This window comes from Salinarimonas chemoclinalis (assembly GCF_041514305.1).
In the GTDB taxonomy this organism is placed as follows: domain Bacteria; phylum Pseudomonadota; class Alphaproteobacteria; order Rhizobiales; family Beijerinckiaceae; genus Salinarimonas; species Salinarimonas chemoclinalis.
Map to the genome: position 1 here is coordinate 108,769 of NZ_JBGMWH010000002.1, position 14,841 is coordinate 123,609.

Sequence of the window (14,841 nt, forward strand, 5' to 3'; positions counted from 1 at the left end):
TGAGTGCTAGCGAAGAGCACCTATGATCACACATCCTTTTGATCGAGGACTGACGCAAGGTGCAATCTTCACGTGCGCTCGTGCAGAGGATTATCCAGGTCGCTCCGTATGCGGGCTAATCATTACAGCACGATGCGACCTGGCACATCAGAAGGCGAACCTGTATACGTACTTGCCGATTGTTCGCATTGAAGACTGGGTCGAAGTTCATGCCGCTCACATACTAAGGAGCCGAACACTGTCGGAGGCCAGACGAGAAATGGTATCGATTCTTCGTGCTCTTGAAATACCTGACGATCTTTTAAATACAGTTGGGGTCGATGGTGTGTACGAACACTATTATGATGAGTTAGGACAGGACCCAAGACGGCGCGTCGCTTTCGAAAAGGCCCGGCAGATGTTTCATCGTGCGTCCGATGATGGTGTTGAAGCCAGAATCGCGCCTTTGAATTGGGAGTCATTCGCTCACGAGAATAGAAAAAAATGTACTAACCTGATCAAAGAGTTGGTCGAAGCTCGTATAAGTGACTTTCATTATCTGCCAAATTCGTATCCGAAAGAAGTATGCGCTGGTTATGTGGTTCTGCTACGGGAAGCGCGACATCTACCACGTCAGATTGGTGCAAGAATACATGATGGGATTACTCCCGACGAATACAAGCGGCTAGTTTCCGAGAACAACCGGATGGAAGATTACTTAGAGATATGCGAAGAGCAACTTGCGTGTTCAATTGGGATAATCGACTCGCCTTATATCGAGTTGATAATGCAGCGCTTTTCCGCCTTATTCTCTCGTGTCGGTGTGACAGACTTGCCGCACAATACCATTTCTCTGATTGTTGGTGCCCTAAAACTTGAGGAGGGATCAAAGTGAAGTACGCAGCTTTTCGCCGAGATGCTATCGACGAGTTGGTTCGCGACCGTGCGTTCCAAGGCGCAGAGCATGCCGCCGCGCTCCGATTGATCCATCTGATGCGATCGGAAACGCAAGACTGTGATGAAAGCCTCGGGCACCGCATCCACGTGAAGTCAAGCGAAGGCGGCTTGCTCTTCCTAGGACACGAGAGTGGCCATAGACGGTTCTTGGTCATTGATCTTGAGGCTTGTCGTTTAAATGACGGCACATGGTCGCTGCAAGACTCGATTTTGTATCTTCAGAAATGTTTTAGGCTGGCTCTGAAGCGCTGGGATCAAGGAGTACTCACACCCGCCGAGCGCTTGGTAAGCCCTCGTAAGGTAGTGATCTTTCCGCATCCGCTAAGCCAGAAAACGAGTGTGCGGATCTCCCTTGATCTTAGTCCAGATGCGGAGCGTGTATCAAAGCGGGGACGCGCAGGCCAGTATATATTGGCCTACCGAATTAGCACTGATGACGGTGGAGGACCTCTCGAAGAAGCCCCCGCAGCAAATTTCCGGCGGTTTTTCGACGGGGTGTTCGAAGCGGAGAGTTTTATTTCAGCTCCACCAAAGCGCGTCACCACGACCGAGAACGGCGTCCCTTTGGAGGCAGTTTCGCTTGAACTTCCGCCGGGTAGGATCGATATGCATCAGGATTACGATAAATGGATGCGTATCATCTCCGATGAACAAAGGCGTTTTGTTGATCTTCCCGTGGGAGGACCGTGCAGACTTGAAGGGCCTGCTGGAACGGGAAAAACGCTGTGTCTAGCACTGCGAGCGCTGAAGATACTGAAAGACGCGACCGAACAAGAGAACGAAATCTCTGGATTATTCATAACGCATAGTGAGGCAAGCAAAAGATATATAGAATCCGTAATGCATGCGATGGGCGCGTCCGAGTATCTTGGCGAGACTGGTGGGTTTCAAAAATTAATTGTTGAAACACTGCAGGGGTACTGCGCTGAACTTCTGAATAGGGACCTCTCGGCGGTTGAGCTTGTCGATGTCGATGCACATAGCGCGAAATTTTACCAGAGTATGTATGTTGACGAGGCGACGAAAACAATTAAGCAAAAGCTATCTGGATACGCGAAAATCATGTCGGAGCGAATGATAGAGCTGTTCTCATCTGACATCGACGAGGAAGTAGTCGAGATGGTGAGGCACGAAATTGGCGTTGTCATTAAAGGACGGTGCGCGGAATCCTTTGAAACCTATAAGTCCGTCCCTGCCCTCTCAACTGGTCTACCGATTCGCACCGCAGGCGATAAAGCATTCATATGGGCAATTTATCAGAATTATGCAGATCAACTTAGTAATATCAGTCTGTTTGATACAGACGATGTTGTCATCAGCGCAGGAAGCCATTTATCAACGCCGATCTGGCGCCGCCGACGTGGTCGTGAAGGCTTTGATTTCCTGATGATCGACGAAACCCATTTGTTCAATTTGAATGAATTGTCAATTTTTCATCATCTTTCGAAAAAGACAGATCGTTTTCCGATTTCATTTGCTGTAGACAGGGCCCAGGCTATTGGTGACCAGGGATGGAATGACGATATTGACGTGGCGGCGTTAGTGCCGGGAGCTGCAGATAGCGACATCGAGCGTACGCGTATTGCATCGATTTTCCGATCTTCTGCAGAAATCATAAACTTCGCGTTTTCCGTGACGTCATCGGGCGCGAAGCTGTTTACTAACTTTGATCATCCTCTTGCTGCGGTCAGTAGTGGTATATCATTTGAGGAGGAGAAGCTGGCGCGAGTGCCAACCTATCGAGAGCACATCGATGATGCCGAGATGTTAGAAGCCGCTTTCAGCCGGGCGGATCAACTACGTTCCGAACTAGACTGCTCACGGTCTGAAATCGCGATCGTTGTGTTCACCAACGAACTCTTCGATTCGGCGATGAGTATGGTGGCGGAGCGTAGCCGCCCCTATCTTTCGATAAAGAGGCGCGGAGACACAGACACAGTAGAGACTGCTAAGCAGCGCGGGCTCTTCATTCTTTCAATGCCCGATTATGTCGGCGGCCTGGAGTTTGCGGCTGTGATCCTGGTGGGGGTTGACAAAGGGAGAGTTCCGCCAGCATCGACATCCGGCTTTGCAGAGAGCCGAAATTTTGCGTCGTACGCCTCTCATAATCGCCTATACGTTGCAATCACAAGGGCGAGGCTCCGGATAGAGGTGCTTGGAGTTAGTTCTCGCGGAGCGAGTTCGATCCTCGATGGTGCCTTCGCGGACAGGTTCATCGTTCGAAACGAAAGCACTTGATCACAGTTGGCGGTTAAGTCGCGGTTTCAGACCTCTTCCAACGAATGGGAGGAGAATACAGTGCTGACGTATAAATCTCACCCCTCCATCGCCTTGATCACACGCCCGACTCGCGCCAGTTCCTTCTCCTCCAGCCGGCGCAGCATCACGTCGATGCGCTGAAGCAGCCGCGTACGCTCCGTCGCCGACTCGATCGGCGGTTCGGCGGAGAAGAGGGCGATGGGCTCGATGCCGAAGGCGCGGGCGAGCGCCTCGATGTTCTCGAAGGAGAGGCCCATCTCGCCGCGCTCGACGCGGGCGATGGTGTTGTCGGCGAGGCCGGAGCGCTCGGCGAGGTCGGGGCGGGACCAGTCCCGGGCCTCGCGCGCGGCGCGGACGTTCGAGCCGAAGATTTCCTTGAGTGTCACGCCGCGCCTCCACAGGCGCAAGCTGCGAGAAAAGGCGGCCTGCACGGAAGGCCGATGAACTGCGCGAGTTGCGGTATCTATCCGTCTGTCGTACTGTGTCGGTCTGTCAGTCGACGCTCGCAGACTTGGGGCCCACCCATGCCCACCCCCCTCTCCCTCGCGCTCGCCCTTCTCGCCGTCGCCCTCCTCGGGAGCGTCCTCGCGGCCCTTCTCGTCCGGCATCGGCGCCGCACCCGTCCCCGGCTCGTGGCGCGGGCGGTGGCGGCGCGGATCGCGTCCGAGCGGGCCTGGCAGGCGCGAACGGAGGCCTATTGGGCGGCGCGGCTGCGCGAGGGCGTCGCACCGCGGCCGCGGCTCCACAGCGGCGGCCACCACGGCGACGGCGCGCCGCCGCCCCTCGACGAGGACGACATCGCCGCCGCGGCCGTGGAGCGGCTCGAGGGGCGCGGGGGCGGGTGGAGGTATCGCTGAGGCGAGGGGGCGGCGAGGGGCGCGCCGTCCTTTCCTGCCAGCCTGCCGGCGTGCTCGCTCCGGCCAAGGGCTTCGCCCTCCTCCACTTCGTTCCGGCCGCTTCGCGGTGACCTGCGCTGCGCGCGCCGGCGCGTGCGGGGCACGACGGCTCCGGGGGAACACGTCGGCGCCCGACTCTCCAGGGGAACAGGGGGGCTCCTCGGTTGGGCACCGCACGTGACGTCGCGCCCGCGGTCCATGCGCATCCCCCTGGTGGGTCGGGGACCCGTCATCCCCCCGGAGCCGTCGTGCCTACGGCACGCTGGCAGGAACGGACGGCGGGGCTCGGTGCGCTGCATCGGCGTCGTTCCCAGTCCTGCACGCCCCCCACCCCCGGCCCCTCTCCACGAGGGAGAGGGGAGAACGTCGCGGCGTTCATCGGCCGTCGCGCCCCTCACGGACCCCGCCCCTGGCGCGCCCTACGCATTCCCCGCGGCTACACGCCGTGTCCCCGCTCGGCGATAGTCCCCCGCACCCGCATCCCGTCACGCGACTCCGCGAGAGGCCCCGCCCGCCCATGCACGACAGTTCCGCCTTCTACGACATCGCGCTACTGCTCGCGCTCGCCGCCGGCATCGGCCTCCTCGGGCATCTGCTGCGGCAGCCGCTCATCGTCGCGTTCATCGCGACGGGGATCGTCGCGGGGCCGGACGTGCTCGGGATCGTGCACGACGCCGAATACGTCGATCTCCTCGCCGAGATCGGCATCGCGGTGCTGCTCTTCCTCGTGGGGCTCAAGCTCGACTTCCAGGTGATCCGCAGCCTCGGCGCGGTCTCGCTGGCGACGGGGCTGGGCCAGGTGGGGTTCACCGCGGGTGTCGGCTTCCTGATCTGCCTCGCGCTGGGGCTCGACCTCACGACGAGCACCTACGTGGCGGTGGCGCTCACCTTCTCCTCCACGATCATCATCGTGAAGCTCCTCTCCGACAAGCGCGAGGTCGACGCCCTGCACGGGCGCATCGCCATCGGCTTCCTGATCGTGCAGGACATCGTCGTGGTCATCGCCATGATCGTGCTCTCGACGCTCGGCGTCGGGGCGCAGGGGAGCCCGGCGGGGCTCGGGATCGCGGGCACGCTCGGGGCGGGCGTCGTGCTGCTGGCGGTGGTGGGCGTGTTCATCCGCTACGGGGCCGAGCCGCTCCTGCGGCGCGTGGCGAGCCTGCCGGAGCTGCTCGTCGCCTTCGCGCTCGCCTGGGCCGTGCTCTTCGCCGCGCTCTGCGACGTGATCGGGCTCGGCAAGGAGCTCGGCGGCCTCATCGCCGGCGTGTCGCTGGCCTCGACCTCCTTCCGGGAGGCGATCGGCTCGCGGCTCGCGTCGCTGCGCGACTTCCTGCTGCTCTTCTTCTTCGTGGCGCTGGGCTCCTCGCTCCAGCTCGGCACGCTGGGGGACCAGGTCGTGCCGGCGCTGGTGCTCTCGGTCTTCGTGCTCCTGGGCAACCCCTTGATCGTGCTCGTGATCATGGGCGTGATGGGCTACCGCAAGCGCACCGGCTTCCTGGCCGGGCTGACGGTGGCGCAGATCTCCGAGTTCTCGCTCATCTTCATGGCGATGGGCGTCACGCTCGGGCACGTCGGCGAGGCCTCGATCGGGCTCGTGACGCTGGTCGGCCTCGTGACCATCACGCTCTCGACCTACATGATCCTCTACTCGCAGACGCTCTACGGCTGGCTCGAGCCCGTGCTCGGCTGGGCCGAGCGCAGGAACCCCTATCGCGAGACCGAGGACGCGTCGACCTCGACGCGGCCCTACGACGCGATCGTCTTCGGGGTGGGGCGCTACGGGCGCGAGATCGCCCGCGTGCTCGTCGCCAACGACGCGCGGCTGCTCGGCGTCGACTTCGACCCGGAGGCGCTCGAGCGCTGGCGCAAGCGCGGCCACGACGGGCTCTACGGCGACGCCGCCGACCCCGAGTTCCCCGAGAGCCTGCCGCTCGCCGGCGTGTCGTGGCTCATCCTCGCCACGCCCCCGCCGGCGGGGCCGAGCGTGGTCCACGGCGACGGGCGCATCGTGCTGATGGAGGCCGTGCGCGCGCTGGGCTTCGGGGGCCGCATCGCCGTGCGCAGCCACGACCCGGAGGACGCGCGACGTCTCCACCACGCCGGCGCCGACGTCGTGCTGCGCCCCTTCGCCGACGCCGCCGAGCGCGCCGCGGAGCGGCTGGGCTATGCGGTGGAGCCGGTGGAGAAGGCGAGACCGGCGGGCGCGCGCACGATGGAGGCTTGAGCGGTGCTCTACCGGTTTCCCCCCGGCACGACGGCGACGGTGATCGCCGACTACGAGCGCCCCTATCCCGACCCGATCGCCGTGCGGGCCGGCGACCTCGTCGTCCCCGATGCCGTGCGCAGCGCCGAGACCGACATCCTCGGCTGGACCTGGTGCACCGGGCCGGACGGCCGCGCCGGCTGGACGCCGACGGCCTGGACGGCGCCCGCCGCCGACGGCCGGCTGAGGATGATCCGCGACTTCTCGGCCCTGGAGCACACCGTCCGGCGCGGCGACCGGGCCACGCTGCACCATTCCGAGAGCGGCTTCGTCTGGGCCACGGTGAACGGGAGCGCGGCCTGGGTGCCCGACGCGGTGCTCGCGGTGGAACCCCGCCCCTGATCCGCTACGCGGATCGTCCCCGCCCCGAGGGGGCGGGAGCGGGCGGGTACGCGTGCCGGCGTCCGCGCCAGTCCTCGATCTCCGCACCCTCCTCGCCCGCGTGCAGGTACTCCGGCCCGATCGGGCTCTTGCCGGCTCCGCCGGGGATGTCGAGGACGTAGGTGGGCTGGCACAGGCCCGAGACGCGCCCGCGCAGGGCGCGGACCAGCGCCTGGCCCTCGGCGATCGAGAGGCGGAAATGGGCGGTGCCGGGCGCGAGGTCCGGGTGGTGCAGGTAGTAGGGCGTCACCCGCGCCTCCACGAAGCCGCGCATCAGGGAAGCCAGCGTCTCGACGTCGTCGTTGACGCCGCGCAGCAGCACCGACTGCGAGATCATGACGATCCCCGCCTCGACGAGCCGCGCGCAGGCGGCGCGGGCGGCGGGGCCGAGTTCGCGCGGGTGGTTGGCGTGGAGCGCGACGTAGACCGTCTTGCCGCAGGCCTTCAGCGCGGCGACCAGGGCCGCGTCGACGTGGTCCGGATCGACGGCGGGGACGCGGGTGTGGAGGCGCACGACCTTCACATGGTCGAGCGCCGCGAGCCGGCGCATCAGCGCCTCGAGCCGCCGCGGGGCGAGCACCAGCGGGTCGCCGCCGGTGAGGATCACCTCCCAGATCTCGCGATGCGCGGCGAGATAGGCGAAGGCGCCCTCGAGCTCCGCCTCCGGCAGGAGCCCGCCGTGGGCCGGCCCGACGCTTTCGCGGCGAAAGCAGAAGCGGCAATAGACCGGGCAGATCGTCACCGCCTTGAGCAGCGCGCGGTCCGGGTAGCGGTGGACGATGCCGGGGACGGGGGAATGGACGTCGTCGCCGATCGGGTCGGCCCGCTCCTCGGGCCGCGTCTCGAGCTCGGCCCTGGAGGGGACGAACTGGCGCGCGATCGGGTCGTGCGGATCGGCGGGATCGATCAGCGCCGCCACGGCCGGCGTGACGGCGACCGCGTAGCGCGCGGCGACGGCGTCGAGGTCCGCCCGGGCGTCGGCGGGCGCGAGGCCGGCGGCGATCAGCGCGTCGACGCGGTTGAGGGTGCGTGCGGTCATGGGGCCTCGCGGTCGTCGTCGAACGGGTCCGCCACGGGCGCCCAGAGCACGTCCTCGACGTGCCGCGCGCCGGTGGCGAGCATGGACAGCCGGTCGAAGCCGAGCGCGCAGCCTGCGGCCTCCGGCATCGCGGCGAGCGCCGCGAGGAAGTCCTCGTCGAGCGGATAGCGCTCGCCCCACACGCGCTGCTTCTCGTCCATCTCCAGCGTGAAGCGCCGGCGCTGCTCGGTGGGGTCGGTCAGCTCGCCGAAGCCGTTGGCGAGCTCGACGCCGCAGGCGTAGAGCTCGAAGCGCTCGGCGACGCGCGGGTCGCGGGCGCTCGCGCGGGCGAGCGCCGCCTCGCATGCGGGGTACGCGCACAGGATGGTGGGACGCCCGATGCCGAGATGCGGCTCGATGCGCGCCACAAGCACCTTCGAGAACACGTCCGACCACCCGTCGTCGTCGGCCACCCGGATACCGGCCTCGCGGGCGCCCGCCGCCAGCGTCTCGCGATCGCCGGCGCCGCGGGCATCGAGGCTCGCGAGGAGGTCGATGCCCGCATGACGGTCGAAGGCCTCCGCGAGGGTGAGAATCTCGGGCTCGGCGCGGGGGTCGCAGGTCGCCCCCCGCCAGGAGAAGGCGCGCGCGCCGGTCGCGTCCGCCGCGGCGGAGAGGAGCGCGGCACAGTCGGCCCAGAGCGTCTCCCAGGGCGCGCCGACGCGGTACCATTCGAGCATCGTGAACTCGGGATGGTGCAGCGGGCTGCGCTCGCGATTCCTGAAGACCCGCGCGAGGGTGAAGATCCGCGTCTCGCCGGCCGCCAGCAGCTTCTTGCAGGCGAATTCGGGGGAGGTGTGCAGGTACATCTCCCGCGCACGCCCGTCCGCCGCGCTGAGCGGCGTGCGGAACGCGTGCAGGTGCGCCTCGTTTCCGGGCGAGATCTGGAGGCAGGCGGTCTCCACCTCCAGGAAGCCCTCGGTGCGGAAATGCGCGCGCACGGCGTCCGTCACCGCGCCGCGGCCGACCAGGAACGGCCGGCGGTCGGCGTGACGCCGGGCGTCCCAGAAGGGGGAGGGGGCCTGCATGCTCACGGGTCTGCGCTCCTGCGGGGTCTTCGCCGCCGGCTCACTAGACCGGGCGCGCCCCGTGGGGTAATGCCCACGCCGAGCAGGTTCAAGCCTGGCGACAGCGATCGGCCGCGGCACGCGGCGCACACGAAGTGGAAGAGACATGGCCAAGGTCATCGCGAGCTCCCTGCGCAAGGGCAACGTCGTCGACGTCGACGGCAAGCTCTACGTGGTCCTCACCGCGCAGAACATCCACCCCGGCAAGGGCACGCCGGTGACCCAGGTCGACATGCGCCGCATCTCGGACGGGACCAAGGTCTCCGAGCGCTACCGCACGACCGAGCAGGTCGAGAAGGCCACGGTGGAGGATCGCGACCACCAGTTCCTCTACGAGGACGGCGAGGGTTTCCACTTCATGAACCCCGAGACGTTCGATCAGGTGACGATGTCGCGCGACGACATCGGAGACCAGGCGGCCTACCTCAAGGAGGGCATGACCGTCTCGCTGAAGCTGCACGAGGGCCTCGCCATCGCCATCGAGCTGCCCCAGCGCGTGATCTTCGAGGTCGTCGAGACGGAGCCGGTGGTGAAGGGCCAGACGGCGTCCTCGTCCTACAAGCCGGCCATGCTCGACAACGGCGTGCGCACCATGGTGCCGCCGCACATTTCGGCGGGCACGCGCATCGTCGTGATGACCGAGGACGGCTCCTACGTCGAGCGCGCCAAGGACTGAGGCTCGTCCTCCCCGGAGGAGAGGTGTCCGCGCGGGACGCGCGGGCGGAGGACGCGCCCCGCTCACTCCGGCGCGGGGCTCTCCCGCAGCGTCCGTGCGACGCAGGCGTTGGCGATCTCCCCGATGCGCGCGTCCTGCTCGGGCGTCGCGGCGCCGTCGAGCGCGGCCATCAGCCCCTCCGCGTCGAGCGTGCCGAGCGCGCAGTCGCAGTAGCGCACGCAGAAATCGGCTCCCCGCCCGTTCTCCTCGCACGTCCGGCGGCAGGCGCTCGCCGTCTGCTCCGCACGCGCGCGCTCGCCGACGACGAGGGCGACGGGGTAGAGCGCGCCGAGCAGGATCGGCTGGTGCAGGAGGTAGATCACGAGGCTCCAGCGCCCCATCCACACGAGACCGCGGCCGAGCCGGCCACGCACCGCGAGCGCGGCGACGCGGGCGCGCAGCCCCGTGTCGAGCAGGACGCGCCCGGCCGCGACCCCCGCCAGGACCGCCGCGAGCCAGGGGAAGACCGGCTCGAAGTCGTTCGTGTCCGGCGCCGTCTCGTAGAAGCCGATCCAGGCGAGCCAGCGCGTGTCGAACGCCGCCGAAGAGTAGAGCCGGGGCGCGGCGAGCACCGCCGCCGCGACGAGCGCCGTGATCGCCGGGTGGAGCCTCAGGAAGGGCAAGGCGAGGACGCTGCCCACCGCGATCATGTGCAGGATGCCGAAGAAGATGAAGCTCTGCGGGAAGGCGACGACGGTCGCCGCCGTCACGAGCGCCGCCGCGACGCCGACCTTGGCGAGCCGGCGCAGGAAGGCGCGCGCGTCGAGCCCCGCGTCGTGCGCGAGGACGAGGCTCACCCCGACCAGGATCAGGAACGAGGCCGCGATGGACCGCGCGAAGGCCCGCCAGCCGGGATCGAAGGGGATGTCGACGGCGACGAGCCCGTAGAACCACAGGTCCCAGGCGAGGTGGTAGGCGATCATGGCGACGAGCGCCGCGCCGCGCGCGACGTCGACCGCCGCGAAGCGGGCGCGGCCCGCACCCGTCGTCCCGCCCGCGCCGACCACCTTCATCGCGTCCCTCCTCGATGCCGCCCGGGCCGAATCGCCGTCTCGGCACTCGCGCGCAAGTCCATGACATCCTTGTTGTTTCGCTACATCTTTGTAACGGTCGCGGCAATTGCCGATCTTTCGGGCTTTCGTTCTCGGAATTGAGTGTTATCCTCTCTTTAAGAATCAAGCGGCGTGGTTCGATCGGTGCAGTGCATGTCTGACGAATTCGACCCGGGATCGGCGGGCGCGCGGAGCGTGAGCGTCGATCGCAAGAGCGAGGGCGGGCAGGACACGGTCTCCCGGATCGCGTCCGCACGTGGTGTCGAGGTCGTCGCCGATCGCGCCGTGGAACGCCCGCTGGAGCTGACCGAGATCGCCGGCGTCATCAAGTGGTTCGACGTCGCCAAGGGTTTCGGCTTCATCGTCCCCGACAACGGCCTGCCCGACGTGCTGCTCCACGTCACCTGCCTGCGCCGCGACGGCTACCAGACGGCGGCCGAGGGCGCGCGGATCGTGGTGGAGGCCGTGCAGCGCCCCCGCGGCTATCAGGCCTTCCGCATCCTCTCGCTCGACGAGAGTTCCGCCGTCCACCCGTCCGAGCTGCCGCTGGCGCGCACGCACGTGAACGTGGCGGCGACGAGCGGGCTCGAACTCGCGGTCTGCAAGTGGTTCAATCGCCTGCGCGGGTTCGGCTTCCTGACTCGCGGGGACGGGACGGCGGACATCTTCGTCCACATGGAGACGTTGCGGCGCTACGGCATCGCCGAGCTCAAGCCCGGCGAGCAGGTCTACGTGCGCTACGGCGACGGTCCCAAGGGCCTGATGGCGGCCGAGGTGCGCATGGTCGACAGCGCCCTGCCGTCCTCGCACTGAGGGGCGGGTCGGTGTGAGGCGTTTCATGGTCGATCCCTCCGTGCGCGGCCTCGCGGCCGCCGTCTTCGCGCTGATGGCGCTCGTCGGGCTCTCGGCGCTCGCCGTGCCGCCGGCGGCGGCTCAGGAGTTGCAGCCGCTGACCATCGTCACCGACGACGGCGAGCACCACTTCCAGGTCGAACTCGCCGCCACGGAGGAGGATCGCAGCCGCGGCCTCATGTACCGCCGCTCGATGCCGGCGGACCACGGCATGCTGTTCGACTTCGAGCGGATCCGGCCGGTCTCGATGTGGATGCGCAACACCTACATCCCGCTCGACATGCTGTTCATCGATGCCGACGGCACGATCGTGCGCATCGCGCAGGATACCGAGCCGCTCTCCGAGCGCTCGATCCGCTCCGGCCAGCCGGTGCTCTCGGTGCTCGAGCTCAATGGCGGCACGGCGCGCCGTCTCGGGATCGCGGCGGGCGACCGGGTGGAGCACCCGCTGTTCGCGCGTTGAGGGCGCGCGCGGGGAGGGCGGCGACGCCGACAAAGAGCTTGCGCGGCCGTGCGCGAGCTTCTATCTCGCGGGGTGTGCCGGCGGTGTCGGGGCGTAGCGCAGCCTGGTAGCGCATCTGCTTTGGGAGCAGAGGGTCGCTGGTTCGAATCCGGCCGCCCCGACCAGCCGCACGGCCGAGCGATCGAGGCGAGAGACATGACGGCACGCATCTTCAAGCCCTCGCGCGGGGCGACGTCCTCGGGCAAGGCGCGGACCAGGCGCTGGGTGCTGCGCTTCGACCCCGCGAGCCCGCGCCGGATCGAGCCGCTGATGGGCTGGACCGCCTCCACCGACACCCGCCAGCAGGTGCAGCTGTCCTTCGACACGAGGGAGCAGGCCGTCGCCTACGCCGAGCGCGAGGGCATCGCCTACGTGGTGGACGAGCCGGAGGAGCCGACCCGCAAGGTCATCTCCTACTCCGACAACTTCAAGCACAACCGCGTCGGGCCCTGGACGCATTGAGCCGCGGATCGCGGCCCCCCGCGCCGAGACGGTTTGCGCGGCGCCACCGCTCTTGCTATCCCTTCGCGCACGGCCCCGTAGCTCAGCCGGATAGAGCAAGTGCCTTCTAAGCACTAGGTCGCAGGTTCGAGCCCTGCCGGGGTCGCCAAAAAATCCAAGCAAGGTAAGGGTTTTAGCCTAGAGCGGGCTGGAGTAACAAGCTGCTCAGGGGGCTTCGGGGTAACGGCTGGGGTAACGGAGGGGTGGATGGGCTGGAAAATCGTTCGTGCATCTTTGGACGCCGCTCCTGCAAAGATGATCGAATTGCAGGAGGCGTTCTTCCTCGTCTACGTCGCAGCGGGCCAACCTAGGGGCGCGGTCGTCCTGGAGGAAACGTCGCTCCCGGAGAGGGAAACGCGGATCTTCTTCTCGCCGCCCGCTGCTAACATCTTCCAGGATCGACTCGCCCTTGAGAGAGCCGAGGACACCGAAGAACCAAGCGGGCCGAACGTCAGCGTCCTCTTTCGGAACGAGACGGGCTAGGGGCGACCGGGTGTCTCGGTTAGCGAGCGGCGCCCGGGGCGTGACGTCCTGGAGCCCCGCCGTGACAGGATCGCGCCCGATCGTGACAGCCCCCGCGAACGAAGAGCCCCGCCACGGTGAGCCGGGCGGGGCGGGTGACAGGTCGGCGGGATCGTCAGCGCGCCGACGATGGCGCCGCGAGGTCGGCGAAGCGGGACACGAGCCGCGAGACGAGCGCAAGCGCCGCCGGCCCGCCGTACCTGCTCGCGTGCCTGGACATGGCGCGGGGGAGGATGATCGGAGCGAGGTCGCTGAGGTCCCCGTCGTCGAGCATGTCGCACCGCTCTTCGGCGATGGCCGCGAGCCGGTCCGCGACCGCGTTCGCCAGACGCGCGCCGAGATCTTCGAACCCCTCGACGGCCGTGAGCGTCGCTCGCTTCTTCACGTTCGGGCGGTTGAGGAGCCCGAGCGCCATGGCCTCGAGCCCGCGGCCGATCTCGTGCAGGGCGATGAGGCCCGGAACGTCGTCGCCGAGCGTCGCGACCAGGGCCGGCGCATCGATCCCGAGCACGCCCGCGCGCTCCAGCTCCTGGAGCGACGACGTGTCGTCGAGCGCGAGCGCCGAGGTGTCCGGCTCGGCGCTCGGCGTGCGACCGAACATGCGCTCCAGGCCCGCCCGGCCTGGGCGGGCGGGCGCATGATCAGCCCTCCCCGCCGAAGAAATCGGGCTGCACAGGCTCGCGGGGCTCATGCGGCCTCTCCGCGGGTAGAGATGGAAGCCGCCGGCTTCACGGTGCTCGTGCCGGACGATCTCGACGCGATTCGCGGCATGGCGACCTCGCTCGCCGCGAACCCGCTCGTCGCCGGCAGCGGAGTAGGGGCGATGACCACGAACCTCCCCGTCCACATGATCGACGACGAGCCCCGCGTGCTCGACACCGACCTCGCCGCCGCCCTCGGGATGGCGCGCCCGACGAACATCCGTTCGCTCATTGAAGCGAACCGGGCCGAACTGACCGAGCTGGGGGATTTGCATTCGGCGCGTGCAAATTCTGGGAAGCGGGGGAGGCCGGCTTTGGCCTTCTACCTCAACGAGCGTGATCTCCTACGGATCGGGTGTGGTCAGGGCTGGCGGGGTGTTGCGAGCACCTTGTCAGCCCGCGTCGTTTCTGACATCGTAAACCTAGTCACGAGAAAGCAGGTTGTCAATGTCGGAAACACCGAAGAGCCGAGGCGGTCGCCCGCGGGTGGATGCAACGCCGATCACGGTGCGCGTCCCGCCGGACATGCTCGCGCCCCTCGACGTCGCCCTGTCTTCGCAGCCGGACCCGAAGCCGTCGCGCCCGGAGATGATCCGCCGCGCCCTTGGGGAGTGGCTGCGCGAGCGCGGGTTCCTCCCGAGCCCCTGAGAGGCCCGTCAGCGGCCGTACGCGTCGAGGGCTATTGCCTAGCCGCTCGCGCCTGTCGCCTGTCCTGCGCAGGATGAGCCCCGGCGTGGTGCTAGCGGCGAGCGACGGTGCGAACGCCAGGGCCAAACCGCCCGGCCGCGGGGATGAACTCGACGTGGACGCCGCGAAGCGAGCGGGCGATGACGCGTCGGTCCCCCACGCTCTTCCCGCTCTCATCGCCGGCGAGGGCTCGGCGCGCGCGGGCAACGGGGATGCCGGCTTCCGCGGCGACGCGCTTCACGTCCCAGCCGAGCAGCACCAGCGCGGCGGCGAACTGCTCCAGCGCGGGCGGCACATAGTCGTCTTCGGGGATGGCGGCGGCGCGGGGCATGGCGGGGTTCCTCATGGTCATCTTGGTGATGGGGAAGGCGCGCCCGGAGCGGCCCGTACATCGGGCGTCGGGCCGGACGCGCCGGCATCGGCACGGGG

16 protein-coding genes and 2 tRNA genes are annotated in these 14,841 nt (G+C 67.1%); 12 read left to right on the forward strand and 6 right to left on the reverse strand.

Going from position 1 to position 14,841, the window contains the following annotated elements:
• The first annotated feature begins 259 nt into the window (after window positions 1-259).
• The gene (locus AB9M23_RS04295) at window positions 260-874 is read left to right on the forward strand and encodes a hypothetical protein (RefSeq protein WP_372422803.1); all 615 of its coding nucleotides are present in this window, start codon (window positions 260-262) and stop codon (window positions 872-874) included.
• The gene (locus AB9M23_RS04300) at window positions 871-3,174 is read left to right on the forward strand and encodes a UvrD-helicase domain-containing protein (protein WP_372422804.1); all 2,304 of its coding nucleotides are present in this window, start codon (window positions 871-873) and stop codon (window positions 3,172-3,174) included. Before AB9M23_RS04295 ends, AB9M23_RS04300 begins: the two co-directional genes overlap by 4 nt.
• Window positions 3,175-3,251: 77 nt before the next feature.
• Here AB9M23_RS04300 and AB9M23_RS04305 read toward each other — a convergent pair whose 3' ends face one another.
• A complete protein-coding gene (locus tag AB9M23_RS04305) occupies window positions 3,252-3,581 on the reverse strand; it encodes a helix-turn-helix domain-containing protein (protein ID WP_372422806.1) in 330 nt (109 codons plus the stop codon).
• Between the two features lie 138 nt (window positions 3,582-3,719).
• Here AB9M23_RS04305 and AB9M23_RS04310 point away from each other — a divergent pair, with 138 nt between their 5' ends.
• The 3 genes from AB9M23_RS04310 to AB9M23_RS04320 all read left to right on the forward strand — a co-directional run bounded on the left by AB9M23_RS04310 (window position 3,720) and on the right by AB9M23_RS04320 (window position 6,696).
• A complete protein-coding gene (locus tag AB9M23_RS04310) occupies window positions 3,720-4,052 on the forward strand; it encodes a hypothetical protein (protein ID WP_372422808.1) in 333 nt (110 codons plus the stop codon).
• Window positions 4,053-4,608: 556 nt separating this feature from the next.
• Window positions 4,609-6,315, forward strand: a complete 1,707-nt coding sequence (locus tag AB9M23_RS04315) for a cation:proton antiporter (protein WP_372422810.1) — start codon at window positions 4,609-4,611, stop codon at window positions 6,313-6,315.
• A gap of 3 nt (window positions 6,316-6,318) precedes the next feature.
• Window positions 6,319-6,696 (forward strand): SH3 domain-containing protein, encoded by a 378-nt coding sequence (locus AB9M23_RS04320; protein ID WP_372422812.1) that lies wholly within the window; start codon window positions 6,319-6,321, stop codon window positions 6,694-6,696.
• Window positions 6,697-6,700: 4 nt separating this feature from the next.
• On the opposite strand, the gene AB9M23_RS04325 is transcribed toward AB9M23_RS04320, so the two are convergent.
• Both AB9M23_RS04325 and epmA read right to left on the reverse strand, forming a co-directional pair.
• Entirely contained in the window at window positions 6,701-7,774 is a 1,074-nt protein-coding gene (locus tag AB9M23_RS04325) for a lysine-2,3-aminomutase-like protein (RefSeq protein ID WP_372422814.1), read from the reverse strand.
• Window positions 7,771-8,841 (reverse strand): EF-P lysine aminoacylase EpmA, encoded by a 1,071-nt coding sequence (gene epmA / locus AB9M23_RS04330; protein ID WP_372423757.1) that lies wholly within the window; start codon window positions 8,839-8,841, stop codon window positions 7,771-7,773. The genes AB9M23_RS04325 and epmA overlap by 4 nt, the downstream gene beginning before the upstream one ends.
• 145 nt (window positions 8,842-8,986) lie before the next feature.
• Between epmA and efp the strand changes: the two genes are divergently transcribed.
• Complete coding sequence (gene efp, locus AB9M23_RS04335) at window positions 8,987-9,556, forward strand: elongation factor P (RefSeq protein ID WP_372422815.1); 570 nt, start codon at window positions 8,987-8,989, stop codon at window positions 9,554-9,556.
• A 62-nt stretch (window positions 9,557-9,618) separates the two neighbouring features.
• Here efp and AB9M23_RS04340 read toward each other — a convergent pair whose 3' ends face one another.
• A complete protein-coding gene (locus AB9M23_RS04340; RefSeq protein WP_372422817.1) occupies window positions 9,619-10,608 on the reverse strand; it encodes a heparan-alpha-glucosaminide N-acetyltransferase in 990 nt (329 codons plus the stop codon).
• Window positions 10,609-10,800: 192 nt separating this feature from the next.
• Here AB9M23_RS04340 and AB9M23_RS04345 point away from each other — a divergent pair, with 192 nt between their 5' ends.
• The 6 genes from AB9M23_RS04345 (at window position 10,801) to AB9M23_RS04370 (ending at window position 12,985) form a co-directional block, all read left to right on the forward strand.
• A complete protein-coding gene (locus AB9M23_RS04345) occupies window positions 10,801-11,460 on the forward strand; it encodes a cold-shock protein (RefSeq protein WP_372422818.1) in 660 nt (219 codons plus the stop codon).
• A gap of 25 nt (window positions 11,461-11,485) precedes the next feature.
• Entirely contained in the window at window positions 11,486-11,962 is a 477-nt protein-coding gene (locus AB9M23_RS04350; RefSeq protein ID WP_372422820.1) for a DUF192 domain-containing protein, read from the forward strand.
• Window positions 11,963-12,049: 87 nt separating this feature from the next.
• Window positions 12,050-12,126: transfer RNA gene (locus AB9M23_RS04355), tRNA-Pro, on the forward strand.
• 31 nt (window positions 12,127-12,157) lie between these two features.
• Entirely contained in the window at window positions 12,158-12,463 is a 306-nt protein-coding gene (locus tag AB9M23_RS04360; RefSeq protein WP_372422822.1) for an ETC complex I subunit, read from the forward strand.
• A 71-nt stretch (window positions 12,464-12,534) separates the two neighbouring features.
• Window positions 12,535-12,611, forward strand: a tRNA-Arg gene (locus AB9M23_RS04365).
• Between the two features lie 98 nt (window positions 12,612-12,709).
• Window positions 12,710-12,985, forward strand: a complete 276-nt coding sequence (locus AB9M23_RS04370) for a hypothetical protein (RefSeq protein ID WP_372422823.1) — start codon at window positions 12,710-12,712, stop codon at window positions 12,983-12,985.
• 154 nt (window positions 12,986-13,139) lie between these two features.
• On the opposite strand, the gene AB9M23_RS04375 is transcribed toward AB9M23_RS04370, so the two are convergent.
• Both AB9M23_RS04375 and AB9M23_RS04380 read right to left on the reverse strand, forming a co-directional pair.
• Window positions 13,140-13,625, reverse strand: a complete 486-nt coding sequence (locus AB9M23_RS04375; RefSeq protein WP_372422825.1) for a hypothetical protein — start codon at window positions 13,623-13,625, stop codon at window positions 13,140-13,142.
• 839 nt (window positions 13,626-14,464) lie between these two features.
• Entirely contained in the window at window positions 14,465-14,743 is a 279-nt protein-coding gene (locus AB9M23_RS04380) for a hypothetical protein (RefSeq protein ID WP_372422827.1), read from the reverse strand.
• Window positions 14,744-14,841: the final 98 nt, after the last annotated feature.